The following is a 24,910-nucleotide window of genomic DNA, read 5'->3' as shown; positions in this document are numbered from 1 at the left end:
ATCAAAAAACTGTATGTTTAACATGTACAGTTTTTTAATGGTATAGCTGTGCAATGTTTAGAAATTTCACATACCGTATTTTAAAAATAAATATAGGAAAAACAAAAAGTAATGTAGAATATATCGTACATACATATATACAGTCAACATAAAAGATAAAGAGGTGGGTATATGTTACTTGAGGAAGTAATGCAGCAACTAGAGGAATATGGAACAGAACAAAATCGAAAAACGTATAAAAACCACGGAGCGAAAGAGCCATTATTCGGAGTTAGTTTTGCGAATCTAAAATTGTTAAAAAAGAAAATAAAAAAAGATCACGATTTAGCAGTTGAATTGTGGGAAACAAAAAATATGGACGCGATGACATTAGCAACTTATATTTTAGACCCGAAGAATATAACAGCAGAACAGCTTAATAGTTGGGTTCAGGATGTTGATTATTACTGTTTAATGGATGTTTTTATGACATCTATATGTACTTCGCCAATTGCAATAGAAAGAATGGAAGAGTGGACAAAGTCTAATGATGAATGGATTGGAAGAGCTGGCTGGTCTTTATTAGCAAATATATCGATTAAAAATAAAGCGTTACATGATGATTTCTTCTCTCCATACTTAGAAGAGATTAAAGAAAATATACATAATGAAAAAAATAGAAAAAAAGAAGCGATGAATAGTGCTTTAATCGCAATAGGAATCCGTAATGAAGACTTAGAGCGACAAGCGATTGAAATCGCACGTGAAATTGGAAAAGTAGAGGTTGATCACGGTACAACATCATGTAAAACACCAGATGCAGAAAGCTATATAAAAAAAGCGAGAGAAAGAGCTGAAAAAAAGAAAATGAAATAAGAAAAGAGGAACGGCTATGAAACCCATTGAAGCAGCACAAAGCATAATTACATCACAATTTCCGAATTGTGATGTAGCTTTACTCGGCGGAAGCGTTGCACGAGGAGAAGCGACGAAAACATCTGACCTTGACATTGTAATAGTCGATCAAAGTTTAAATTCTTGCTATAGAGAATCTTTCTATAGTAATGGATGGCCTGTTGAGGTGTTTGTTCATAATTTTACAACATATAAAACCTTTTTCAGAATGGATTGTGATCGAGGGAGACCGTCGTTACCACAATTAGTTTCAGAAGGGGTTGTATTAAAAGGGGAAAAGGAAATTGTTGAGAAATTAAAAAAAGAAGCGAATGATTTACTACATAAAGGACCAGCTAAATGGACCGAAGAAACGATTAAGCAGAAGCGATATTTTATTACGGATACTTTAGATGACTTTATTGGTGCAACAAAAAGAGAAGAAGAATTGTTTATCGCTAATTTATTAGCGGATTTAGTACATGAATATGTATTAAGAGTAAATGGTAGGTGGCTTGGGAGTTCAAAATGGTTTATTAGAGTGCTAAGAAGATATGATGAGCAATATGCAAACAAATTTGTAGCGGCTTTTGATCATTTTTATAAAACGGGAGAGAAAAATGAATTAATTCATTTTATAGAAATGACGTTAGAACAGTATGGTGGAAGAGTGTTCGAAGGATTTTCTATTGGTAAATAAAAAGGGGAGAGAAAAATGAATGTACCATATGTTCAATTAAGAGAATTGACACTAGATGATGTAGAAGATCGCTATCAATGGTCGTTAGATAGCGATGTAACAAAGCATTTAGTCGTACCAGACCAATATCCTCCGTTCACTCGTGGAGATACGAGAATCTGGATTGAAGCTTGTATAAGCCGAAAAAATGGTTATGAACAAAGGGCGATCGTTACTGAGAAAGGTATACATATTGGATGGGTAGACCTTAAAAATTTTGATAAAACAAATAAAAATGCAGAACTAGGAATTGCGATTGGAAATAAAGACTATTGGGGTAAAGGATTTGGAATGGCAGCTCTAAACAGCATGTTACAAATAGGTTTTTCCCAGTTTGAATTGGAGAAAATTTGGTTACGTGTAGATGAAGATAATACACAAGCTAAAAAGAGTTATGAAAATGCCGGATTTGTATGCGAAGGGTTAATGAGAAATGATCGATTGAGACAGGGGAAGTTCATTCATCGCTATCGTTACAGTATATTAAAAGAAGAGTATGAATCAAAAAATAATCACCTATAAAAATATTATGTCAATTAAAAAGGGGAAGATAAAATGATTCGATTACTTACAAAAGCGGATGCAAAACAATATTGGGAGTTACGTTTACAAGCACTACAAGTAAATCCAGAAGCATTTGTAACGACTTATGAAGAAGCAGTACGTCAAGAAAACCCTCTTGAACGCGTTGCTAGTAATCTTTCATCCAACAGTAGTTTTACATTTGGTGCTTTTAATAATGAAAATCGTTTAGTTGGGGTTGTTACTTTATTAACAGAAGAAAAGGACGCATATAAGCATAAAGGGCATATCGTTGCAATGTATGTAGATACTGAAAATCGAAGAAGTGGTCTTGCACGTGATTTAATACGTAAAGCAATTGAAAGGGCAAAAGAGATGAAGCTAGAGCAATTGAATTTAGGGGTTGTGTCAACGAACGAACCAGCCAAACGATTATATGAATCAATGGGATTTAAAACGTACGGAATTGAAAAAAGGGCTATAAAAATGAATGGTATGTATAGTGATGATGAACATATGGTGTTGTTCTTTTAAGAGAGGAAGTTTTGTATGAAAGATCTCCATTTAGAAAGAAATCTGGATCCTCAAGTAGCGATTTTGTATGCGACGGTTGCTGATACGTTTAATAGATTGCAAAGGTTAGTAGAAGGTACTGAAGAGAACGAACTATCCTATAAAGGGTCTGAAAATAATGAAAATAGTATTGGGCAGTTACTTCAGCATTTAGCAGTTGTCGATTTACATTGGGTGTATCGTTTCAAGGGAGAAGATGTTCCAACAGCATTTGAAAATAAATATGGTCCTATGTTGAATGAAGTAGGAGAAATACCGAGTTTAAGAAAATACACGTTGCAAGAGTTAATGCAAGATTATGAAGCAGTGCAAAAATTGTTTTATGAAGAATGTATGAAACTAACAGAAACTGATTTAACGCGGGAAGTTTTGTATGAAAAAGGGGAAAATGCGACTATAAGATGGGGAATTTGGCATATAGCAGATCATAATCGGTATCATCAAGCACATATAAGTCGATTGAGGAAATTATATAGAGAATATAAACTACATATTCTTTAATTTTTGAATGAACAAACGCCCCTAAATAATAATTAAAGGAGGCGTTTATTTTTATTCGTTTGCTTTTCATCCCAAGCTATTATTAAATTTTTATGATAATCTTTTGGTTTTTCAATAGAAAACCAGTAAATTGAATGTGCAATAGTTGGTAGCCATCTTTTATGGCGGATTCGTATATTTTCATGGTGAGTATAATGGGTCGAGATTAAGGTAGATTTTGATCCTTGAAAATTTTGGTATGTAATATCCTTGATTTCATACCAATACACTTTATTCCCATGCAAATCTACTACAATTCCTTCATCATCCCAATAGGAACCTATATCGTTTGCACGTGTTTTCCATAAGGTTAGGGCATACTTTAGTAGCCATAAGGAGAAAAATATTGAAATAATTCCTAGTAAATCAAATTCTTCCATTAAAGATAAAACACTTATTAGAAGGAAAACAACTTCGAAAGAAAGTACAAATAAAATAGATTGTATAGAGGCTCTGTATATTTTCAGTGTTATCACATCCATAGAAGTAACTTATTTTTAAAATTATTTCTGTTTAATGTTTTTATATTAAGTATAATAAATGAATGTATTATTATCTTTTTCATTGCAAGTGAATGGAAAGTGAAATGTAAGTTTGTATGTAGATTTTTCATCGCGTATACTAAAATATATGTTATAGAGATTAAAAATTAAATACAAGGGGTTTTACAATGAAAGCAATTGTTATAGGGATACTGGCATCATTTTTCTTTGCCTTTACCTTTGTTTTAAACCGGGCAATGGACTTAGAAGGTGGAAGCTGGATTTGGAGTGCATCATTACGGTATTATTTTATGGTTCCAATGCTATTACTTATTGTTATGTATAGAGGGAACTTAAAGCAACTCTTTCAATATATGAAAAACAATCCGAAAGAATGGTTAGTATGGAGTATCGTTGGATTTGGTCTCTTTTATGCACCGCTTAGTTTTGCTGGAGCGTTCGGACCAGGTTGGCTCGTTGCATCAACATGGCAAATTACAATCGTTGCAGGGATTTTGTTAACACCATTTTTTGCGGTGGATCCACTACATAAAAAACTTCCGATGAAGGAATTAGTTATGTCGGGCATTATTTTATTAGGTGTTGTTCTCATGCAAGTAGAACATGCTTCTTCATTAGGTATTCGTGAAACCGTTTTATGTGTAGTTCCTGTACTTATTGCAGCATTTGCGTATCCTCTTGGAAATCGAAAAATGATGCAAGTTTGTAAAGGGGAATTAGATGTATTTCAGCGAGTACTCGGTATGACATTAGCAAGTTTACCATTTTGGTTTTTATTATCTGGTTACGAAGTATCAACTGGCGGATTACCGTCAAGTAACCAAGTTTTTCAATGTTTTATTGTAGCAGTTAGTTCTGGGTTAATCGCGACAATATTATTTTTCTTTGCAACAGATCTTGTAAAAGATGATCCACAAAAACTAGCAACAGTGGAAGCGACGCAGTCTGGTGAAGTTTTATTTGCGCTAGTAGGAGAGCTGATATGGTTATCTGCACCAATTCCGTCATCTTTATCTTGGGTTGGTATGAGTCTCGTTATTATTGGAATGATACTTCATAGTTATGTGGCTGTCGTTGTAAAAAAAGAAGAAAAAATAACGGCGTAATGAGATTAGCTCTTTTTATTAAGAGTTAGTCTTTTTTCATAGAAAGGGATGAAAATATGAATTTACAGCGTGTTGAACAAATTGAAAAAGATTCAATATTAAATTTGCTACAATATGCCGTCGGTCCAAATGAAATAAGCTTAAAGAAGGCAGTAATATTTTATCAAAGTAATAAAGGGACTTTGTACAAATATGAAGAAAAAGCTTGTATAGGTATTGAAGTAATCGGAGTAACTAAAGCACGAGTATGTCATATAGCAGTGGCTTCAGATTATCGTCAAAAAGGAATTGCACTGCAAATGATTAAAGAAGTGGTAAGGATATATCAATTGACTTATATAGAAGCAGAGACAGACGATGGGGCGGTAGAATTTTATAAAAGAATTGGTTTTCAAGTTAAAAGTTTAGGAGAAAAATATATGGGAATCGAAAGATTTCATTGTTATTTGGAAAAATAGTATAAAAATATGCATATGGAGTATAGCTTGAAAAAATAAGATTTACATTTTTCTTCATTTAATAAAACTCTCGTTTATCATTCTCTACGATTTTAATAGAGTTTTGAGGCTTCAGTACACCCATATACATATTTTTGTAGTAATGAATATGATTAAGTTAAAAATTAAGAAAAATATGATAATATATTTATATAAAAGTTTAAATTTACGTGGCTAGTGAGGGAACCAATATGAAAATGAATGAAATAGTAGCAAGCACACAATTTCCAAATACAATCGAAACAATAACAAAAGATTTAAAAACATTAGGAATCGAAAAAGGAATGACAATTATCGTTCATTCATCACTAAGTTCTATCGGATGGATATCTGGTGGTGCGGTTGCCGTAGTAGAAGCATTAATGAAAGTTGTTACGGAAGAAGGAACGATAATAATGCCAACGCAATCTTCGGATTTGTCCGATCCGAAACATTGGTCAAGACCACCTGTACCGGAAGACTGGTGGCAAATTATCCGAGATAACGTCCCTGCATTTGATTCACGTATAACCCCAACAAGGGGAATGGGTGAAATAGTTGAATGTTTTCGTACATATCCGAATGTAGTACGTAGTAATCATCCGTTAGGAAGTTTTGCTGCATGGGGAAAACATGCAGTAGAAATAACAATGAACCATTCATTATCAATGAGCTTTGGAGAAGAATCTCCATTAAGAAAAATATACGATTTAGACGGGTACGTATTATTAATTGGTGTTGGATATGATTCAAATACGTCTGTTCATTTATCCGAGGTGCGTACTGGTGCATGTGAGTTAATACAAGTAGGAGCACCTATTATAGAAAACGGTGAAAGAGTGTGGAAAGAGTTTGTTGAAATGGATTACGAATCTGAGAAGTTTGTAGAAATTGGTGTTGAGTTTGAGCGAAAAGGAACTGTAAAAAATGGGAAGATAGGGAATGCAACGTGTCGTCTAATGAAACAGCGTGATATAGTTGATTTTGGAACAGAATGGTTTCGTAAGAAAAATTAGTAAGGGATGGTTACAATGAAAGGGAAAAAGGTATTAATTACGAGCGGTGGTTGTCTAGAAAAATGGGATCAAGTACGCGGGCATACGAATATGGCTAAAGGTACAATCGGAAGGATAATCGCAGAAGAACTTCTAGCTAAAGGGGCACATGTTATATATTTACACGGTTATTTTGCGGAGAAACCGAGCGATGTACATAGAGGGTTAGAATTACATCCATTTGAAGGGATTGTTGATTTACAAGATAAAATGAAAAGTATCATCACACATGAAAAGGTTGATGCGGTTATTATGGCAGCGGCTGGATCAGATTGGATTGTGGAGAAGATCTGTGATCAAGATGGTAATGTTCTTAATATGAACGGAAAAATTTCAAGTGATATTGCACCGATTATTCACTTTCAAAAGGCTCCAAAAGTATTAAAACAAATAAAAGAATGGGACCCAGAAACAGTACTTATTGGTTTTAAACTTGAAAGTGATTTAAATGAAGAAGAACTGTTTGAAAGAGCGAAAAATAGAATGAAAGAAGCAAGGGCGAATGTAATGATTGCGAATTCACCACATTCTTTATATTCGCGCGGAGCTGTGCATTATGTAATTGGACAAGATGGTAAAGGGAAGTTGTGTAATGGGAAAGATGAAACAGCGAAAGAAATTGTCAAAAGCTTAGAGGTATTATGTAATCGTGTCACTGCTTTTTAAAATTAAGTTTTTAGATAAGAATGAATCCGCATAGTAATAAGTAAGCGAAACTTTAATTGGTGGGAATTTTACTTTTACACGAATGTGAAGCGTATATCAATTAAGAGCTATACACAGAATAATTGGTGAGGAGTGGATTCTATGGAACATTTATTAAAGCAAGCTATTAAACTTAGAAACGAAAAGAAATATGCGCAGTCTAAAGAGATGCTTATAGGATTAACAAACTTTACAAAGGATGCAGAAGTACTGTATCAGTGTGCGTGGATACATGATGTAATGGGGCTAGAAACAGAAGCAGTTCCGTATTATGAGCAGGCAATCGCAAATGGACTTGATGGCGAATCCCTTTGCGGTGCTTATATTGGTCTAGGAAGTACATATCGTTGTATAGGGGAATATGAAAAGGCAATTACAGTATTAGAAGCTGGGGTGAAAAAATTCCCAGAGAACGATCCGATGAAAGTATTTTTATCATTAGCAAAATATAACGTAAACGATCACGAGTCAGCGATGAAATTATTACTTGAAACTGTCGTGAAAGTAGAGGAAGTAAAAGAATTTGAACGTGCCATTTCATTTTATAAAGACCACTTAAATGAGGTTTTTAAATAAAGGAGTGAACGTATGAATGTTACACTATCGCGAAGGCGAAAAGGTATTTGGATTGGACTCGTCTCTTTAATTATGCTATCAAACTATTTATTGTATGCTCTTCCAATAGTACCAGCTGCGCCGAAAGAAGTTGTACTTGGGTCATTATTAGATTGCATGTTTGTCATTCCAATCATCACGTATTTCTTCATTATTCGAAAAAGGTACTCGTTAACGTATATAGTTCCTGTTGTAATAGCTGGTTATATTTTTGCAAGATTTATTATTCCAAGTGACTATTTACAAGATTTTTCATACGTTTCTTATATTATAGTTGCAGGAGAAATTGCTTTTGTATGTTTAGAGTTATTCCTTCTATATAAAATTGTTAGAAAGCTTCCTACCATAATAAAAAAATATAAAGAATATAAAAGTGAGTACTCTTCATTTTCTTATGCAATTGATGCTGCGTTTGACGCTACTATGAAAAGAAATAAATTAATAGATATCATTGTAACGGAGTGTAAGTTAATCTATTATGCATTTTTATCGTGGCGTGAAAAAGTACCAGAAGGTGAATACGTATACTCATATCACAAAAAGACTGGTGCAATAGGTGTATATATCATGATCATCCATGCGACCTTAATAGAAAGTATTGGTTTTCATTATTTGCTACACCAGTGGAATCCAGTAATAGCATGGATTTTACTTATTTTAAATGTATACGCGATGATTTATTTTATAGCTGAAATACAAGCGATGCGTAAAAATCCACTTATCGTAACAGAAGAACAAGTAATCATTCAAATTGGATTAGGAAAGAAAATTGTTATATCATTTACACAAATTGATAATATTGCGTTCTACAAGGATGAATTGCTAACGGCAAAAGAAGGGAAACAGGTATTGGATGCAACTGTTATGGAGTTCATAAAAGAACCTGCTACTTTTGAAATAACATTAAAAGAGCCAGTGAAAGCACAGTTGTTATATGGATTTTCTAAAACAGTAAGTCGTGTGCACTTAAATGTTGATGAAGAACGAAAATTTTATGATGCGGTTAAGGAAAAGTTAAAACATGAGTAATAGTGCTGTTAGTTACATAAAAACAAATGCGTTTCCGTTAGAAGTGAAAAAATATGAAACATGGATAGTGAAAAACTCTTTCTAAATAAGAAGGAGTTTTTCTTGTGTACTTGTATAAATCATTATATAAAAAACCATATACTTCTTTATCGTTAGATAAAGAAGTATATAATTGAGGATAGAACTAGTATGAGGGGAAACAAAATAATGAATAAGTTACTTACATCGAAAAGTGAAATTATAGAAAGAAAAATCCGGTATAACTCAACAATAGTAGATCACAATTGTTTATTACTTGAAAAGCAATCACAAAGTATCGTTTTATTTCACGAGGTGCAGTATTCATTTACAATGACTGCAAAAGATACTAAGTTAACAATCCCAAAAGGAAGTTATACAATCGCATATTATTGGAAAGATCGTCCGTACAATTTATACGTATGGAGAGATATAAAAGGGAAGTATTTAGGTTCCTATTTTAATATCGTAAAAAACACACAAATAAAAGGAGAAGTGGTTTCCTTCGAAGATTTAATCATCGATATTATGGTACTTCCAAATGGAGAATACTTCCTATTAGATGAGGATGAATTACCAGAACCATTAGGAAATTTCGAAGGTGGTTATGTGAACGAAGCTCTTCATTTATTAACGGATACAATTAAAACGTTCCTTCCAAAAATAATAAAAGGGACTGCTGATATCTTTAAAAATAAATAATGTTCGCTAAAACCTAGTTGACTTATCGGAAATATTTGTATAATATGTACTTAATTCCATAACGTATTGCTGATTGGAGAAACCAAAGGCATTTATCTGTTGATAAAATGCCTTTGGTTTTTTTATTGCACAAATACTGAATCTGTTCATTTATATGAATCATTTTAAGGAGGAGAAGAAATGACTGTTTCAATTGATGGGGTATCAAAATATTTTTTGAAACAAACTGGTACTGTTCAAGTATTAGAGAATATTAATTTTCAATTAGAGAAAGGGGATTTTGTTACAGTAATTGGTCCGAGTGGGTGCGGAAAAAGTACATTACTAAAAATTGTTGCAGGTCTAGATAATGATTTTGAAGGTGAAGTTATTATTGACGGGGAGCCTATCTTAAAAACGAGCAAGAAACAAGGTTTTATTTTTCAAGAGCATAGGCTTTTTCCATGGTTAACAGTTGAAGAAAATATAGCGGCAGATTTGTCGTTAAAAGATAAGTATGTGAAAGATAAGGTGAGAGAATGGGTTGAAATCGTTCGGTTAGACGGCTTTGAAAAATCGTATCCGAAAGAAATTTCAGGCGGGATGTCACAACGTGTTGCGATAGCGAGAGCGTTATTAAGAGATCCGAATGTATTATTACTTGATGAACCTTTTGGAGCGCTGGATGCTTTTACTCGAAGTCATTTACAAGAAGTATTGCTGAATATTTGGGAGCAGAAGAAAACAACAATGATATTCGTTACACATGATATAGACGAAGCGATATATCTTTCAAACCGAATTATCATTATGAGTGCAAAACCAGGGAAAATACATAAAGTGATTGAAAATAATTTGCCTTATCCGCGAAATAAAACTTCTCAATCGTTCCAACAACTTCGAACGAAAGTATTACAGCAGTTTGAATATGGAGGGTTGATTCAAACAAGTATATAGGAAAAGGGTGATTTTATATGTATAAAAAATTTAAAATTCTTTCTTTTACTTTAGCTATATCAGTATTTTTATTAGGATGTGAAAAAAGTACAGTAAGTAGTAAGAAAGAAGATGTAACAATACAAATTGGTATACAGCAAGGATTAAGCCCGCTATTACTAGCAAAGAAAAAGGGATGGTTTGAAGAGGAGTTTAAAAAAGAAGGAGTTAAAGTGAAATGGACAGAGTTCCAAAGTGGACCTCCTTATTTTGAAGCAATCGCATCAAACCGGTTAGACTTTGGTGAAGTAGGGAATTCTCCAGTCATTTCAGCGCAAGCAGCAGGTATTGGATTTACCGAAATCGCCAATACAAGTTATGCGAGAAAAGGAACTGGAATTCTCGTTCAAAAAGATAGCAAGATTGCGAGTGTAAAAGATTTAAAAGGTAAAAAAATTGCAGTAGCAAAAGGAAGTAGTGCCTTTAATTTATTATATAGAGCGCTTGATAAAGAAGGTATTGATGCAAAAGATGTAAATGTCATTCAATTACAACCAGATGAAGCGCAGCCTGCATTCGAATCAGGATCAGTAGATGCATGGGCGATTTGGGACCCTTTCATATCATTACATACGTTAAATAAAGGTGCGAAGGTGATTGCAGATGGTGAAACATTAAATGTCTCTTCACCAGAATTTTTAATTACGAGGACAAAATTTGCGAAAGAACATCCAGAATTAGTTGAGAAATTCCTCAAAGTTTATGAGAAAGCACGTGTATGGCAAGAGGCTAACTTAGATGAAGCAATAAAAGTGTACACTTCTGTAAAAAAGATAGATGCAGAGATTGTAAAAGAAGTGTTTAATCACGACAAACCAATTTTAGTTCCGGTAACGAAGGAAATAATAGCAGAACAACAAAAGACAGCGGATTTTCAATATAAGCTCGGTTCTATAAAGAAAGAAATTAAGACGGAAAAAGTTGTGGATAATTCTTTCGTAGAAAAAGCATTGAAAGCGAAGTGAAAAGAGGTTTTGTAAAGTGGAAAATACGAAAGCTGTTATGAAACCAGCGAGTATAACGATTAAGAAAAATGGCATAAAGAAGGTACGAAAGTTAAATGTAAAAGTTTTAGTAAGGGCGATTACTATACCGGTTATTATATTAATAATTTGGCAGTTGGCTGGCGTATTCGGTCTTGTTTCTAAAACAGTTTTACCAACACCATTAGATATTTTTCTAGCTTTCCAAGAGCTTATTAAAACAGGAGAGTTATTCGGCCATTTAAGTATTAGTGTATTCAGGGCTGCGGCTGGTTTCTTTATTGGTGGGGGCTTAGGAATCATTTTAGGAACAATTGTTGGATTTTCAACGAGAAGTGAGCAATATTTAGACCCATCTGTGCAAATGTTAAGAACTGTACCTCATTTAGCTGTTGCGCCGCTTTTTGTATTATGGTTCGGTTTTGGTGAAACATCGAAAGTGTTATTAATTGCAGATGGTGCATTTTTTCCTTTATACGTAAACGCATTTTTAGGTATTAGAGGTGTGGATTCAAAGTTATTTGATGTTGCGAGAGTGTTAGAGTTTAGCAAAAGAAAACTAATTACGAAACTAATTTTACCATCTGCATTGCCTAACCTTTTACTAGGAGCAAGGTTATCGTTAGGTGTTGCATGGGTGAGTTTAGTAGTAGCAGAACTTATGGGATCTACAGAAGGTATTGGTTATATGATTATGGATGCAAGGCAATTTTCAAATACAGATATCGTATTTGTCGGCATAATTATCTTTGCATTTGTTGGGAAGTTTTCTGACTCTCTAGTACGTTTACTAGAAGTGAAGTTTTTAAGATGGCGAGATAATTTTAAAGGTGAGACTGGGAATTAACATATAAATTATTAGGGGTAATTTATATAGAATTTGTTAGTATACGTTTCAAAATAAATAAGGGATGTGTAAAGGTATGGAATTATTATGGTTTATTCCGGCTTATGGAGATGGTCGATATTTAGGAACGACAAAACGAGGAAGAGCAGCTGAATATGGTTATTATAAGCAAGTTGCTGCGGCAGCTGATTATTTAGGATATACGGGTGTGTTACTTCCAACTGGTCAAGGATGTGAAGACCCTTGGGTGTTAGCTTCAGCTCTTGCTGCTGAAACAGAAAAACTAAAATTCTTAGTAGCAGTGAGACCAGGACTAATGTCACCTACAGTTGCAGCGAGGATGGCATCTACATTTGATAGAATTTCAGATGGGAGACTACTTATTAATGTAGTAGCTGGAGGAGATCCAGTTGAACTACAAGGAGATGGATTATATCTTGAGCATGATGAAAGATACGAAGCAGCGGATGAATTTTTAAAAGTTTGGAAATCGACATTGCAAGGTGAAACGATCTCTTTAGAAGGAAAACATATTCAAGTTACAGATAGTAAAGTTGTATTCCCGCCAGTTCAAACACCATATCCTCCTATATATTTCGGAGGATCATCAGCTGCTGGAAAAGAAGTAGCAGCTGAACATAGTGATGTATATTTAACGTGGGGAGAGCCACCAGAGCAAGTGAAAGAGAAAATAGAAGAAGTAAGAAAACTTGCAGAAGAGAAGGGGCGTACAGTACGATTTGGCATTAGATTACACGTAATTGTAAGAGAAACAGAAGAAGAAGCATGGGAAGAGGCAGAACGTTTAATTCAATATGTGGATAATGAAACAATTGAGCTTGCTCAAAAGACATTTGCAAGATATGATTCGGTTGGTCAAAAGAGGATGACACATTTAAATAAAGGTACGAGAGAGTCGTTAGAGATAAGCCCTAATTTATGGGCTGGAATCGGACTTGTAAGAGGTGGGGCAGGTACTGCACTTGTAGGCGATCCGCATACAGTAGCAGAAAGGATAAAAGAATATGAATCGTTAGGAATTGATACGTTTGTTTTATCAGGATATCCGCATTTAGAAGAAGCGTATGAGGTCGCAGAATTGTTATTCCCATTATTGAAAGACGAGAAGAAAGAAGAAAATAAAATTGTTGGTGAAATGATTGCTGATGCATATGCATTAAAAAAATAGTGAGAAATAAAGTTTCACATATTTATTGCTTTATTTTGTTCACTGCCTGTTAATACGGGATAAAAAACCCGCAAGTTATTCGCTTGCGGGTTTTCATCGTAAATTATTAGAAAATATGGTAAAATTAAAGGGTAACTTAAGGTGCGGTTGGTTGTTCAATTATCACTTCTCCGAGTAGGAGGGGGGTGATAATACGTGAGTGAAATAGCGTTGCTACTGCAAGGTGGACTGTTTCTCGTTGCATTGTTAACGTTCGTCGTCGTTTTAATAGACAAGCTCAAAAAATAACAACCCACCTATGCTTATAGAATGTGGGTTGTTTTGTTTGTAAGAAACAAATAGGATAAATGAACAATCCAATCTGCTAAGTTACGTGGACTAGTGTGTAGCCGCACACTAGTCTTTTTTATTTATATACAATTTATAATTGGTTTATGTGATTGTATTGTTCTTTTCATACTCATTATAACACAGTGTCTTTTCATCAAGAAAGGAGACCGTATGTTCTGGTTCCTGTTATATAGTAGGTGCTTTTTCTTTAAACAGCCCATCCATATACTGTTTTAAACTTTGGACATAAAATTTCTGCGTATTCACATTATTTACACCGACAATCGGCGATGGAAGGTCAAATCTTTTTTCTGATAAATGAACGACAACATCAAAGATGTCAAACAAACGAATGAAGCAAAACAGGCCGTCTTTATCGCTAAGTAAAATAAAGTAATGATTTTCACTACTTGTATTTAGCGTATTCCATAAAGAACTTTTGCTTAAATCACGTACAATGCTTTTTTCTTTTAGTTCCACGAAATCTGCATTTGAGAGAATGGTAGAAATATCAATTGCATCTTGATCTTCAAAGTAGCCATCAACTGTTTGTACAGCGAATGTATAAGCCATTTTTAATACACTCATTTTATATTTACGGTTATCTAATAGTAATTCACGTTGAATAGAACTCGCTACTTTCGTTACACGTTCCTCCTTCCAAATTTCATTATGTAAGGAAATATCGTGCTTTTTACATAGTTTCATAATTAATGCATTAGAATAAAGAATCTCGTCGCTTACTTCGACAACATCAGTCTCAGCAGCCGCAAGTTCCTCACCGTGCTCATTCGTATAGAGTGGGGAATCAATTTGTCTTTTCATTTGTTCAATCTTAAATTGACTCAATTTATGCCTAATTAAAGGACGATCAATATCTGTTGTCATTTGTTCATGACAAGTATCACAAATTGAGTTTGTGAAATAATATCCACATAATATTTCTGGAATGACATATTGTTCACTAAGTTCTTTCGTATCTTTTCTGCAAATGATGCATTGTGTCATTTTTATCACCTTTACCTGCAAATTTGTATGTAATCTCATTGTAGTGTATTTATTGGTATTTTGGAATATTGTAAAGGAAAATATTATGTGAAATTCATACTTATTTTGGTACAATGAAGAGAAGTGCTAGTTTAAAGGAGGCCGTTTTTTTGAAATCAAAAGTGCACTTTTGGACATTAGAAGTGCTAATGGTTGTAGGAATCATATTTATTTGCACAAAAATATCATTTTTATTTCAACCGATTGGTATCTTCATATCAACATTGTTTTTCCCAATCTTAATCGCGCTTTTTTTATACTTCATATTTAATCCTGTATTAATCTTTTTGGAGAATAAAAAAGTACCTAGAAATTTAGCGATATTACTGTTATATCTTTTTATCATAACATTAACTGCGGTTGGCGTTGGAGTAGTTGTTCCTACGATTTCACAACAGCTAATGGACTTAGTAAAAAATATGCCAGGCTACATAAAAGAGGGGAAAGTATACATACAAGAATTATCACATCATAGGTTGTTTGAATGGTTATCTACACAAAACTACGTTTCCATTGAAACAATTGAAAAAAATGCGATTGAATACTTAAAAGATATTCCAAATACAATTACGTCGAGTGCAACGGCTTTATTTGGTATTATCACGAACGTTGCATTAGTTGTATTTACAGTACCGTTCATTTTATTTTACATGTTTAAAGATGGACATGCCTTTCCAGGAAAAGCGGTAAGTTTATTACCTGAGTCTTACCGTGAAGAGGGGCTTCGTATCATTAAGGAAACGAACGAAACATTATCTGCATATATTCAAGGGCAAGCGCTCGTTTGTATATTTGTAGGTGCGTTTACTTTTATCGGTTATTTAATTATCGATTTACCGTACGCTTTTGTTTTAGGAATTATTGCAGCATTTACAAACATCATTCCTAACTTAGGGCCATTTATTGGGGCAGCACCAGCTGTTATTGTAGGACTGTTCGTTTCTCCGATGCAAGCCTTATACGTAATTATTATCGTAACAATTGTACAACAGTTTGAAAGTAATATTATTTCACCGCGTATTATGAGCTCGAAATTAAACATTCACCCATTAACAATTATTATCCTAATTTTAGGGGTAGGTAATTTTGCTGGAATCATCGGAATGATTTTAGCAGTACCAGTTTATGCAGTAACAAAAACTGTTGTTTCGAACTTAGTGAGATTGTTTAAGACAAAGAGAAGTAATCGGAAATAGTGAAACCTGAGAAAGATACACCGCTTTTTAAGTGGTGTATCTTTTGTTTATAAATAAATAATTAAAAGCGGGTTGATTTGATTTTATTATATATTTTTTATACATCAAATTCAGTGATAAACTTGTGTGATATAAGCTCTATAAAACTATGTGGAATCCCTCTGAACTATCCAAATCATTTCCTTACAGCGTGCTATCAACATCATAATCGACTCCTTTCAATTCTATATAGTTAAACGATTAAAGGTGAGTGTAGTATTTGCTCCTACGATCTCGAATTTCATCAATAACTTGTTTATATTGTCTTTCTTGTTTTAATTCATTTTGAGATATTGTTTCTTTTTGAATTGTAATCGTTAAAAAGAAAAGGTGAAACTTCATATGTGAATTCCTCCTTTCGAATTGGAATTACAGATGACTACAGTAATGACTTTGTCTTTCTTTTACATGATCTATAGCCTGATTAATTTGTCGTTCATGAAACATTTCAGACTCAGAAAATTTATTTTTTTGAATGGTAATGGTTAAAAAGAATACTTTAAATTTCATTAGATAATTGCCCCTTTATAAGTGATTTAGAAAAAACGAGTGTAATAAGAAATTACAGATGACTACAGTAATGACTTTGTCTTTCTTTTACATGATCCATAGCCTGATTAATTTGTCGCTCATGAAACATTTCAGACTCGGAAAATGTATTTTTTTGAATGATAATGGTTAAAAAGAATACTTTAAATTTCATTGGATAATGACCCCTTTATAAGTGATTTAGAAAAGACGAGTGTAATAAGAAGATTGGCGCTCTTTTACTTCGTCCATAATGTTTTGAATGTATTGCTCACGTAAAATCTCTTTCTGTGAAAGTTTACGTTTTTGAATAGTGATAGTTAAAAAGAATGCTTTAAATTTCATTAGATTTATGACCCCTTTATAAGTGATTTAGAAAAGACGAGTGTAATAAGAAGATTGGCGCTCTTTTACTTCGTCCATAATGCTTTGGATGTGTTGCTCACGTAAAATCTCTTTCTGTGAAAGCTTACGTTTTTGAATGGTGATTGTTAAAAAGAATGCTTTAAATTTCATGAATATATTGCCCCTTTAAAATATATTTTTAATACATTTGAGTGTAGTATGAACTTTTAATGTCAGTTATTTTATCAGTCAGTTGTTTTAACTGTTGTTTACGATTGATTTCAGTTTCAGATAAAGTATTTTTTTGAAGCACAGTCGTAAAAAAGAAAATATGAAAAGTCATAAATGAATTCCTCCTTTCGAAAAGGAATTACAGGTGATCACAGTAAAGTGCTTGGCGCTCCTTAACATCATTCATAGCTTTTTCAATTTGCTCATTATGAAGAATTTCCCCTTTGGAAATTGTATTTCTTTGAATCGTAATACTTAAAAACAATACGCTAATAGTCATTGAATGTTGCTCCTTTCTTAGAAAAATAATGTAAGAGACTAAAAAATCGCGCAAAAAAACCACAGGAAGATACAGTTCTCCTATGGCTGGGCGCGAAAAAGCCACAGGAAAGTATACGACCTCCTGTGGCGAATTTATGAATTAAATGAAATAAATTACGATTTTCAATTCTCCATTAGGGTGGTCGAATTCATATTTAATTGTCCAGAAAACACAGGTGCAGTTAACGCTAAAGTTAATGCATGTAATTGTAAGTTCATCATTTCCTTCGACCTCCTTTTAGAATTTTTTTCTTACGTTAGTAAGTATATACAATTAATGGATAATTGTAAACATAAAAAATGAAAATTTTTAATTTTGATTAAAATGCGTATATTTAAAAAGGGATTTGAAAGTAAATATTGTAATTAACGAAATATCGATAAAAATGAGGGATGCTAAATGAAATATATGCATCATAACATAATCGTTATGCTAACAATTTTTTTATTTATTACGGCTTGTTCTAACGGGGAAAGAATAAAAGCTATATATGATGTTAGGTCAGATGATTTTAAGAAATATACTGGGACATACGTTGGTAATAATTCAGATGTGGTTGCAATTATTAATCATTTACCCGGTGGTGGAACAGTTCAAAGTATAAGTTTAGAAAATGAAAATATAAAAGTGAACTATGGCGCAAAAGGGAGTGGGGCTCTTACAGAAGAAATGATTGAGACGTATTGGTTTGATGAGAAAGATACGATGAAGAAGAATTTTCTCTTTAACATTATTTATCTTGTAGTTTTAGTTCCAAATGCAAACAGTTACGAGTTTCAGGTAGAGAATATAAAATTTATGATGAAAAGGGAGGAAATCCTATCAATCTTGCATGGAAAATTTGATGATTTTCCAAAAGAAGATGATATATGGGATAAAAAGAAAGTAGTAAAGTTTCTTAACGATAATAATGAAAAAATTAAAATGCTTGTGGAAGATAAAGATTTTCGGAAATCTTTATTTGCTAAATATCCAGTGAGCCAGTTGAAATAATGGAGGGGAGAAGATGGAGTTAGTATACAAAATTTCTTATCATAGAATGCAGGATCATTATTTACCTAAATTAGTACAGGCAATTAGGCTCGTTAGTGAAGAAGATTTGTGGAAAAAAGAGACCTCTGTTAATTCAATTGGTGGAATCGTACTACATATTTGTGAACATTTACAGAGAAATACAAGGCGTTATAAGGATCCAAATATAGTTTTTGAAAATGGAATTGAAGAATATTTTCCAGTGAAACAAATAAGATCTGAAGCTTTGTTAAAAACTGTTGAAGAAATATTTGATGAGTGGGGCAAAGCATATATACAGGTCTGGGAAGAAAAAAGGCATATTGATCTTCAAAGTCTATTACATTTGGTTGAGCATACAAGCTATCATTTAGGGCAAGTAGTAGATCGTACAAAATGTATTGAGGGACAACAGTTTAATTTTTGTCAAAATGGTATAAATGAAAAGAATTTGAGAACAAGAGTTGAAACTTCGAATTTTTAGAAAGAGAGACATTCTTAATTGAATGACTCTCTTTTTTTGTAAAAGAAATTTATGGAAAAAAATAATTCTATGTGATATGGTTAATTACATAAGTAATGAACCTATGAACCTAAGGTGGTGAAAATGTGAAGCCGACTCTAGAACAAAATAAATTAATATACATACAAATTGCAGAAACGATTGAATCTGATATTTTAAAAGACATATTGCTTGAAGAAGAACAAGTTCCATCGACAAATCAATTTGCGAAGATGTTACAAATAAATCCGGCTACCGCAGCTAAAGGGGTGAATGTATTAGTGGATGAGGGGATTTTATATAAAAAGAGAGGGATCGGGATGTTTGTTGCAAAGGGAGCGAAAGAAGTCGTACTAAAAAAAAGACAAAATACTTTTATGACTGAATATTTACCTAAAGTGTGGGAAGAAGCGAAAGTACTAGAAATATCAAAAGATGAATTGATGGATATGATTCAAAAGATTACGAAGGAGGGGAAAGAGGGATGATTGCACTTGAAACGAAAGATGTAACGAAAAAGTATAAAAAGAAAATAGCTGTAAATGAAGTAACGATTTCATTGGAAGAGAATAAAATATATGGTTTGCTTGGAAGGAACGGAGCAGGGAAAACGACTTTATTAAATTTACTAGCAGGACAAATTACTTCAAGTAGTGGAAGTGTATCAATATTTGGTGGAGATGTTTTTGAAAATAGTAAAGCGATGCAAAATATTTGTTTCGTTAGAGTAAAAGAAGAGTCTCATTTAAGTTATAGCGTAAAAGAAATTTTTAAGATATGTAACATGTTTTATAAAAATTGGGATCAGAAGTTTGCTGAAGAACTGGCGGGTAAATTTCAGCTTAATATAACAGAGAAATACCATAAACTATCTCATGGCATGCAAACAGTTGTAGGAATTATTAAAGGGTTAGCAAGCAGAGCGACAATTACTATTTTTGATGAACCAACTACAGGATTAGACGCAGCACATCGTGAGTTATTTTATAGTTTACTACTAGAAGATTACGGGGAGTATCCCAGAACAATTATATTATCAACACATCTGGTAGAAGAAGTAACCCATGTTATTGAAGAAGTAATTATCATAAAAGAAGGTGCACTTGTTGTTCAATCAACAGTGGAAGATTTATTGCAACAAGGTCATATTATTTCAGGGCAAAAAGGTAAAGTGGAGGAGTTCTTGATTAATAAAAAAGTTATAAATAAAGAAATTTATGGGAATAAAGGTATTGCTGTTATATGGGAAGAGCTTTCTAATGAAGATTGTTACTCTCTTGAAAAAGAAGGTTTAGTAATTGATAGAATTACATTACAAAAACTATTTATTCACATGACTGGTGGCGAAGTGGAATGACGACGTTAATGAAACAATTGAGGTTACATATAAATTTTCATTATAAAGCAATTTTAATATTTTGGATTGTAGCTTTATTAATAAAAGGAGCTTTATATGCTGCTCATTTAAATGAAGCGAAAGTTGGTTATTTACCCGAAATTATCAATAATCCTTCAATTGCAATTATGATTTTTATAGTAGGGAGTGTTTTCATTGTTCAAGATGATGTATTTCGTTTAGCAGTTTCATTTGGTATAACGAGAATACAATATTTTATCGGAGCGATTTGTTATATCGTGTTGCAATCCGCATTGTTTTCATTCCTTCAAATACTGTTTTTACAAGATATAAAATATAACTTAGTAAATGTTAACTTTGGAGAGCAATTAATACAACAGTTTATTTTACAATTTTTATTTTATGTTACGATAGCATGTTTCTTTCAAGTAGTAGTAATTTTTAAGCAAAGATTTCAATGGATTGGTCTCATGATTGGTGGGTCGCTTTTCCTTTCAACAAATAGTGTGCTGTATGGAGAAGTAGGGATAAAAGGATTGTTATTTACAAATGATGTATCTTTAATAGATATCCCTTATTTTATTGTTATTTCAATTGGATTAACAATTCTTTATATCATAACTAGTAGTATATTTATTCGTAAAGTATCATTTGAACGAACAGTTTAAAATAGTGATAGATTATTCTTTTAGGGAGAAGGAAAATATATGGGAGACACGTCCTCACTAATAACCGTCTTTTTATGCATTGCACTACTAATATTTTGGCGTCGTTATCGCTCCATGCATAAGCCAATAAAGGGATCGGGAAAACGTATTTTATGGCCATTACTATTTTTAACACCAGGTATTGTATGGTTTTTAGGTCCCGTACATCCAGCTATATTACAAGTAATTATAGCGGTATTCATTGGTGTACTTTTTGCTGTACCGCTTATAGTATTAACAAATTATGAACGAAGAGATGATGGGAATATTTATACGAAAAAAAGTGCAGCTTTTTTAATTACTTTTATTGCACTTGTCTTTTTAAGATATGGTTCAAGACAATTTATCGTTGATTTAGATCAACAAACGATTGGTTTATTATTTTACGTTGTTGCAGTATCGTATATTTTTCCTTGGAGAGTTGCCTGTTATATAAAGTTTAGGAAAGTTTGGCTGGAAAATAATAATCATGCTATATGAAAACTTCTCATTTGAGAAGTTTTTTTATTTTTACAGGTAAGCAAAACAAGTTGTTGAAGGGCAGGCTGTCATAGAATATGATACATATTATAATGAGGAAAAGTTGAGGGGATAAAAATGCGTACAATTTTACTTTTTCTAAACAACATGTTCATTAGCGAAATCGAGGACATTAGGCAAAAACATGATCCTTTATTTGGATTAATTCCACCGCATATTACAATTGTATTCCCATTTGAAAGTTCGATTTCAAATGATGAGCTGAAATTACATATTATAAATGTATCAAAACCGATACAGAATATAGAAATTGAATTTAAGAATCAAATTACAAGTGAAAGAGAATATTTGTTTTTACGAGTTGAAAAGGGGAAAGAACAAATAGAGGAACTACATAATATTCTATATACAGGACCTTTATTACAATTTTTGAAAGAAGACATTCCGTACATCCCGCATGTAACAGTCGGAAGAAAAGAAAGTGTCGCGTTAGCTGCTGAAGTAGTGAAGGAGATTCCTAGTTTTCATGGGAAGTTAAATTGTGTGATTGATAGAATAAGCGTGGAGCGAATTGGAGAGAACGGGGAATCAATTATTGAATTTGAAGTGCCATTTCTAAAAAGCTGACAAAAGTCAGCTTTTTATTTCGTAGCATGAAGTAATGCACCAATTGCACCGCTATTACCACCATCTTGTAAAAAGATTGGTGTTTTATTTTGATATTCGGTGTAGCTACTAATAATATGTTGAAGTTGTACGTTATTACATAAAGTCGAACCAATATAAATAATATGTTCAATGTTTTTTGTTTCAGCGAATTGAAGGCTTAATGCAGTAACGACTTCACCGACAAGTCCTTGTACAGTAGCTAGTATATCGGAGCTACTATTATTTGATTCTGTAATGGCTGCTTTTCCGAAGTTACTAGCAGTTAAGTTATTATCGATAGGGGAAAGAATACCACCATAAATATCTCCAACCGTAATATCTAGTTCTTTTCTAGATCCTACTTTTGTTAGAGGGATTACATCTTCAAAATGATCTATATTTGTTAACAATTTTGAAAGTCCCATAATAGTCCCACCGCCAACTCCGGTTCCACCAGCGCGAATATATTGTTCATTATAAACGTAATGGATAGAAGTACCTGTACCGATATTGGTTAAAATAAAATTGCGTATAGCATGTTTTTCTTCTTTTAATATGTATTGGACACCTGCAAGAGTAGCTTCAAATTCGTTTAGCTCTATTATTTTATATGAACCTGTAAGCAGTTGCTGTAATAGTTTCGATTTACCACCCGTAATACATATTTGTTTTATGCCATTGTTGTTTTTAATCCAATCTATTATTTTATGTTGTTCATGTGAATAAAATTTTTCAAAAGTTAATAGCCTTTTTTCGTTAAAATAAGCTATTTTCGTTAATGTGCCTCCAGCATCGATACCGATAGTACGTTCCATTTTCCTGCTCCTAACTACGTAATATGTTTTCCTATTTATTTTTAATTGGTTGAGAATAGATATTCCCAACTGATATAAGGAACAATTTAATCTGCTTGATATATTAATAGTTTTTCTATAGTTACAATAGGCTGGTCGTTTACAGTTGCAATACCTTTACCAAGAACAAAACCTCGACGATTGCGCGTTAGTTCATAATGTAAATCAAGTTTATCACCGGGATATGCTTTTCCTTGGAATTCAACTCCATCTAAAGAGGAGAGGAATCCTAGTCCTTCAGAATCACTTGTATGTACAAATGCACTAAGCTGAGCAAGTGCTTCTACAATTAACATATGAGGCATATGTTTTTGATTATCATTTATAAACCATTCGTTATTTGTAATGAGTTTATATCCTGTAACGGATTCACCTTGTTTTACATTTGTTACTTTATCAGTCATTAAAAATGGATAACGATGGGGAAGAGTGTCTTTAATATGCATATGAAAGTACCTCCAATTAATAATACCCCTGCTAAATTTAAGCAGGGGAGTGGGAACTAATTTTTAACTAATTCATTTACTTTTTCAAGAGTGAAAATGCCGCTATTTCTAATGTTTTCAACAACTTGTTGCAACACTTCTTTATCTTGAACGAGTGCAATACGTACGAAGCCTTCTCCGTGAGGTCCAAATGCATGACCAGGTGTAACAACGACATTCGCACGATCCATTAATGCATAAGCGAAGTCTAGAGAAGTCCATCCTTGTGGAATTTCAGCCCAGACAAACATACTACCAGCTGGCTTATCGACATTCCAGCCAAATGTTCGGAATCCATCGACTAAAGTATCTCTCCGTTCTTGATAAATATCGCGGTTTTTCTCACAAAATACAGCGCCATTTCTTAGTGCTGCAGATGCCGCTTTTTGAATTGGTAAAAATACACCGTAATCGGTATTAGATTTAAATTGAGTAAGTGCACGAACAATTTCTTCGTTTCCAATCATATATCCAATACGGCTACCTGCTAAACTATAACTTTTTGACAAAGAATTGATTTCTACACCAACTTCTTTAGCACCATGTACAGAGAGGAAGCTAATTGGCTTATTACCATCGAAATAAAATTCAGCATAAGCAAAATCATGGACAACGATAATATTATGCTTTTTCGCGAATGCGATTACTTCTTTAAAGAAATCTTCATGAGCCATTGCTGGAACGGGATTCCCTGGGAAGTTTAAAATCATCATCTTCGCTTGATCGGCAATTTCTTCAGGGATGACTCCTAAGTCTGGTAAGAAATCATTCTCTTTCTTTAAAGGCATGTAGTAAGATGTTGCACCAGCCATTTGAATACCTGTTTCATAAGCTGTATATCCTGGATCAGGAACTAATATAATATCACCTGGATTTGCATAAACCATAGGTAAATGAACGAGCCCGTCTTGTGAACCCATTAATAATAAAACTTCTTTATCCGCATTTAATAAAACGTTATGAGTGTTGTTGTAATATTCAGTTACAGCTTCGTGAAATTCTTGAATACCTGATAATGTATACCCGTAGCTCTCTTTCTCACTCGCTGTATGTACCATTGTTTCTCTTACAAAATCAGCGGGCGGCATATCAGGATTTCCGATGCTCAAATCAATCATGTTATGACCTGCTGCAATTTTTTCTTTTTTATAGGCTCCTAATTCACTAAATATAGAAGATTGGAATGCTTTCATTCTAGTTGCTAACGTGTAAGTCATCAAAACCCCTCCTAAAACAGTGCTTTCATTCTGCGTTTTTAATTATTCTGAAAACACATGTTTATATTTTATCATTTTTTTATGAAAATTAAAACGATTGACAAATTTAGAGGAAGGATTAGCCTATTTTGAAAAGTATCGATGTAAATAGCGTAGACGTG

Annotated in this window: 37 protein-coding genes; 25 read left to right on the top strand and 12 right to left on the bottom strand. The window is 33.2% G+C overall.

Annotation, left to right across the window (positions count from 1 at the left end):
• The first annotated feature begins 171 nt into the window (after positions 1-171).
• The 5 genes from MHH27_RS14955 to MHH27_RS14935 are packed head-to-tail and all read left to right on the top strand — an operon-like array spanning position 172 to position 3,208.
• Complete coding sequence (locus MHH27_RS14955) at positions 172-855, top strand: DNA alkylation repair protein (protein ID WP_088020674.1); 684 nt, start codon at positions 172-174, stop codon at positions 853-855.
• A gap of 16 nt (positions 856-871) precedes the next feature.
• Positions 872-1,573 (top strand): nucleotidyltransferase domain-containing protein, encoded by a 702-nt coding sequence (locus MHH27_RS14950; RefSeq protein WP_340943123.1) that lies wholly within the window; start codon positions 872-874, stop codon positions 1,571-1,573.
• 15 nt (positions 1,574-1,588) lie between these two features.
• A complete protein-coding gene (locus MHH27_RS14945) occupies positions 1,589-2,134 on the top strand; it encodes a GNAT family N-acetyltransferase (protein ID WP_340943121.1) in 546 nt (181 codons plus the stop codon).
• A 33-nt stretch (positions 2,135-2,167) separates the two neighbouring features.
• On the top strand, positions 2,168-2,668 hold the full coding sequence (locus MHH27_RS14940; protein WP_340943120.1) for a GNAT family N-acetyltransferase: 501 nt from the start codon (positions 2,168-2,170) through the stop codon (positions 2,666-2,668).
• Positions 2,669-2,683: 15 nt separating this feature from the next.
• Positions 2,684-3,208, top strand: coding sequence for a DinB family protein (locus MHH27_RS14935; protein ID WP_000653846.1), 525 nt, complete (start codon positions 2,684-2,686; stop codon positions 3,206-3,208).
• A gap of 32 nt (positions 3,209-3,240) precedes the next feature.
• Here MHH27_RS14935 and MHH27_RS14930 read toward each other — a convergent pair whose 3' ends face one another.
• Entirely contained in the window at positions 3,241-3,729 is a 489-nt protein-coding gene (locus tag MHH27_RS14930; protein WP_340943117.1) for a hypothetical protein, read from the bottom strand.
• A 188-nt stretch (positions 3,730-3,917) separates the two neighbouring features.
• Between MHH27_RS14930 and MHH27_RS14925 the strand changes: the two genes are divergently transcribed.
• From MHH27_RS14925 to MHH27_RS14870, 12 genes are all read left to right on the top strand, one after another.
• On the top strand, positions 3,918-4,856 hold the full coding sequence (locus MHH27_RS14925; RefSeq protein WP_340943114.1) for a DMT family transporter: 939 nt from the start codon (positions 3,918-3,920) through the stop codon (positions 4,854-4,856).
• A 56-nt stretch (positions 4,857-4,912) separates the two neighbouring features.
• The gene (locus tag MHH27_RS14920) at positions 4,913-5,314 is read left to right on the top strand and encodes a GNAT family N-acetyltransferase (protein WP_106824800.1); all 402 of its coding nucleotides are present in this window, start codon (positions 4,913-4,915) and stop codon (positions 5,312-5,314) included.
• Between the two features lie 230 nt (positions 5,315-5,544).
• The gene (locus tag MHH27_RS14915) at positions 5,545-6,348 is read left to right on the top strand and encodes an AAC(3) family N-acetyltransferase (protein WP_153592209.1); all 804 of its coding nucleotides are present in this window, start codon (positions 5,545-5,547) and stop codon (positions 6,346-6,348) included.
• Between the two features lie 15 nt (positions 6,349-6,363).
• Positions 6,364-7,053, top strand: a complete 690-nt coding sequence (locus tag MHH27_RS14910) for a phosphopantothenoylcysteine decarboxylase domain-containing protein (RefSeq protein ID WP_000676727.1) — start codon at positions 6,364-6,366, stop codon at positions 7,051-7,053.
• A gap of 141 nt (positions 7,054-7,194) precedes the next feature.
• The gene (locus MHH27_RS14905) at positions 7,195-7,668 is read left to right on the top strand and encodes a tetratricopeptide repeat protein (protein WP_000400637.1); all 474 of its coding nucleotides are present in this window, start codon (positions 7,195-7,197) and stop codon (positions 7,666-7,668) included.
• 12 nt (positions 7,669-7,680) lie between these two features.
• A complete protein-coding gene (locus tag MHH27_RS14900) occupies positions 7,681-8,736 on the top strand; it encodes a hypothetical protein (protein ID WP_001103388.1) in 1,056 nt (351 codons plus the stop codon).
• Between the two features lie 207 nt (positions 8,737-8,943).
• Complete coding sequence (locus tag MHH27_RS14895; RefSeq protein WP_001037890.1) at positions 8,944-9,456, top strand: DUF402 domain-containing protein; 513 nt, start codon at positions 8,944-8,946, stop codon at positions 9,454-9,456.
• A 180-nt stretch (positions 9,457-9,636) separates the two neighbouring features.
• Entirely contained in the window at positions 9,637-10,392 is a 756-nt protein-coding gene (locus MHH27_RS14890) for an ABC transporter ATP-binding protein (protein WP_000218578.1), read from the top strand.
• Positions 10,393-10,409: 17 nt separating this feature from the next.
• Entirely contained in the window at positions 10,410-11,396 is a 987-nt protein-coding gene (locus MHH27_RS14885; protein ID WP_340943105.1) for an aliphatic sulfonate ABC transporter substrate-binding protein, read from the top strand.
• Positions 11,397-11,412: 16 nt separating this feature from the next.
• A complete protein-coding gene (locus tag MHH27_RS14880) occupies positions 11,413-12,261 on the top strand; it encodes an ABC transporter permease (RefSeq protein WP_000432135.1) in 849 nt (282 codons plus the stop codon).
• A gap of 76 nt (positions 12,262-12,337) precedes the next feature.
• On the top strand, positions 12,338-13,450 hold the full coding sequence (ssuD, locus tag MHH27_RS14875) for an FMNH2-dependent alkanesulfonate monooxygenase (protein ID WP_000422252.1): 1,113 nt from the start codon (positions 12,338-12,340) through the stop codon (positions 13,448-13,450).
• Positions 13,451-13,645: 195 nt separating this feature from the next.
• Positions 13,646-13,738, top strand: a complete 93-nt coding sequence (locus MHH27_RS14870; RefSeq protein ID WP_001289320.1) for a putative holin-like toxin — start codon at positions 13,646-13,648, stop codon at positions 13,736-13,738.
• Between the two features lie 228 nt (positions 13,739-13,966).
• Here MHH27_RS14870 and MHH27_RS14865 read toward each other — a convergent pair whose 3' ends face one another.
• Positions 13,967-14,788 (bottom strand): HNH endonuclease, encoded by an 822-nt coding sequence (locus MHH27_RS14865; protein ID WP_000189684.1) that lies wholly within the window; start codon positions 14,786-14,788, stop codon positions 13,967-13,969.
• A gap of 149 nt (positions 14,789-14,937) precedes the next feature.
• On the opposite strand from MHH27_RS14865, the gene MHH27_RS14860 reads away from it, so the two are divergent.
• Positions 14,938-16,023 (top strand): AI-2E family transporter, encoded by a 1,086-nt coding sequence (locus MHH27_RS14860; protein ID WP_000837892.1) that lies wholly within the window; start codon positions 14,938-14,940, stop codon positions 16,021-16,023.
• 240 nt (positions 16,024-16,263) lie between these two features.
• On the opposite strand, the gene MHH27_RS14855 is transcribed toward MHH27_RS14860, so the two are convergent.
• From MHH27_RS14855 to MHH27_RS14825, 7 genes are read right to left on the bottom strand one after another with little or no spacing between them, the layout of a single operon-like run.
• Entirely contained in the window at positions 16,264-16,404 is a 141-nt protein-coding gene (locus MHH27_RS14855; protein ID WP_000668497.1) for a YrzI family small protein, read from the bottom strand.
• Positions 16,405-16,431: 27 nt separating this feature from the next.
• Entirely contained in the window at positions 16,432-16,572 is a 141-nt protein-coding gene (locus MHH27_RS14850) for a YrzI family small protein (RefSeq protein ID WP_000669802.1), read from the bottom strand.
• 52 nt (positions 16,573-16,624) lie between these two features.
• The gene (locus MHH27_RS14845) at positions 16,625-16,765 is read right to left on the bottom strand and encodes a YrzI family small protein (RefSeq protein ID WP_000669797.1); all 141 of its coding nucleotides are present in this window, start codon (positions 16,763-16,765) and stop codon (positions 16,625-16,627) included.
• Positions 16,766-16,791: 26 nt separating this feature from the next.
• Positions 16,792-16,935 carry a YrzI family small protein gene (locus MHH27_RS14840; protein WP_000668968.1) on the bottom strand — a complete coding sequence of 48 codons (144 nt, stop codon included), beginning with the start codon at positions 16,933-16,935 and terminating at the stop codon, positions 16,792-16,794.
• Positions 16,936-16,962: 27 nt separating this feature from the next.
• Positions 16,963-17,106 (bottom strand): YrzI family small protein, encoded by a 144-nt coding sequence (locus tag MHH27_RS14835; RefSeq protein ID WP_000668965.1) that lies wholly within the window; start codon positions 17,104-17,106, stop codon positions 16,963-16,965.
• A 28-nt stretch (positions 17,107-17,134) separates the two neighbouring features.
• Complete coding sequence (locus tag MHH27_RS14830) at positions 17,135-17,278, bottom strand: YrzI family small protein (protein WP_000142729.1); 144 nt, start codon at positions 17,276-17,278, stop codon at positions 17,135-17,137.
• A 27-nt stretch (positions 17,279-17,305) separates the two neighbouring features.
• Positions 17,306-17,446, bottom strand: coding sequence for a YrzI family small protein (locus MHH27_RS14825; RefSeq protein ID WP_000156197.1), 141 nt, complete (start codon positions 17,444-17,446; stop codon positions 17,306-17,308).
• Between the two features lie 441 nt (positions 17,447-17,887).
• Between MHH27_RS14825 and MHH27_RS14820 the strand changes: the two genes are divergently transcribed.
• The 7 genes from MHH27_RS14820 to MHH27_RS14790 all read left to right on the top strand — a co-directional run bounded on the left by MHH27_RS14820 (position 17,888) and on the right by MHH27_RS14790 (position 22,172).
• Positions 17,888-18,481 (top strand): DUF4825 domain-containing protein, encoded by a 594-nt coding sequence (locus MHH27_RS14820; protein WP_000876527.1) that lies wholly within the window; start codon positions 17,888-17,890, stop codon positions 18,479-18,481.
• Between the two features lie 13 nt (positions 18,482-18,494).
• Entirely contained in the window at positions 18,495-18,983 is a 489-nt protein-coding gene (locus MHH27_RS14815; RefSeq protein WP_000424636.1) for a DinB family protein, read from the top strand.
• Positions 18,984-19,108: 125 nt separating this feature from the next.
• Complete coding sequence (locus tag MHH27_RS14810) at positions 19,109-19,489, top strand: GntR family transcriptional regulator (protein WP_000805185.1); 381 nt, start codon at positions 19,109-19,111, stop codon at positions 19,487-19,489.
• Positions 19,486-20,358: an ABC transporter ATP-binding protein gene (locus tag MHH27_RS14805; RefSeq protein ID WP_340943100.1), complete on the top strand. Its 873-nt coding sequence runs from the start codon at positions 19,486-19,488 to the stop codon at positions 20,356-20,358. Before MHH27_RS14810 ends, MHH27_RS14805 begins: the two co-directional genes overlap by 4 nt.
• Positions 20,355-21,026 (top strand): DUF4052 domain-containing protein, encoded by a 672-nt coding sequence (locus MHH27_RS14800; protein ID WP_000209601.1) that lies wholly within the window; start codon positions 20,355-20,357, stop codon positions 21,024-21,026. The genes MHH27_RS14805 and MHH27_RS14800 overlap by 4 nt, the downstream gene beginning before the upstream one ends.
• Positions 21,027-21,065: 39 nt before the next feature.
• Entirely contained in the window at positions 21,066-21,545 is a 480-nt protein-coding gene (locus MHH27_RS14795; RefSeq protein ID WP_340943097.1) for a cytochrome c biogenesis protein CcdC, read from the top strand.
• Between the two features lie 117 nt (positions 21,546-21,662).
• Complete coding sequence (locus tag MHH27_RS14790; protein WP_001259198.1) at positions 21,663-22,172, top strand: 2'-5' RNA ligase family protein; 510 nt, start codon at positions 21,663-21,665, stop codon at positions 22,170-22,172.
• Between the two features lie 14 nt (positions 22,173-22,186).
• On the opposite strand, the gene coaW is transcribed toward MHH27_RS14790, so the two are convergent.
• From coaW to MHH27_RS14775, 3 genes are all read right to left on the bottom strand, one after another.
• Positions 22,187-23,008: a type II pantothenate kinase gene (coaW, locus tag MHH27_RS14785; protein ID WP_000442499.1), complete on the bottom strand. Its 822-nt coding sequence runs from the start codon at positions 23,006-23,008 to the stop codon at positions 22,187-22,189.
• Positions 23,009-23,094: 86 nt separating this feature from the next.
• Positions 23,095-23,493 carry a 3-hydroxyacyl-ACP dehydratase FabZ family protein gene (locus tag MHH27_RS14780; protein WP_000547673.1) on the bottom strand — a complete coding sequence of 133 codons (399 nt, stop codon included), beginning with the start codon at positions 23,491-23,493 and terminating at the stop codon, positions 23,095-23,097.
• A 56-nt stretch (positions 23,494-23,549) separates the two neighbouring features.
• Positions 23,550-24,749: an LL-diaminopimelate aminotransferase gene (locus tag MHH27_RS14775; protein WP_000222704.1), complete on the bottom strand. Its 1,200-nt coding sequence runs from the start codon at positions 24,747-24,749 to the stop codon at positions 23,550-23,552.
• Positions 24,750-24,910 lie beyond the last annotated feature (161 nt).

The sequence above is a fragment of the Bacillus sp. FSL L8-0152 genome, assembly GCF_038006365.1.
GTDB lineage: Bacteria > Bacillota > Bacilli > Bacillales > Bacillaceae_G > Bacillus_A > Bacillus_A cereus.
This window is presented reverse-complemented; position numbering and strand designations above follow the sequence as displayed.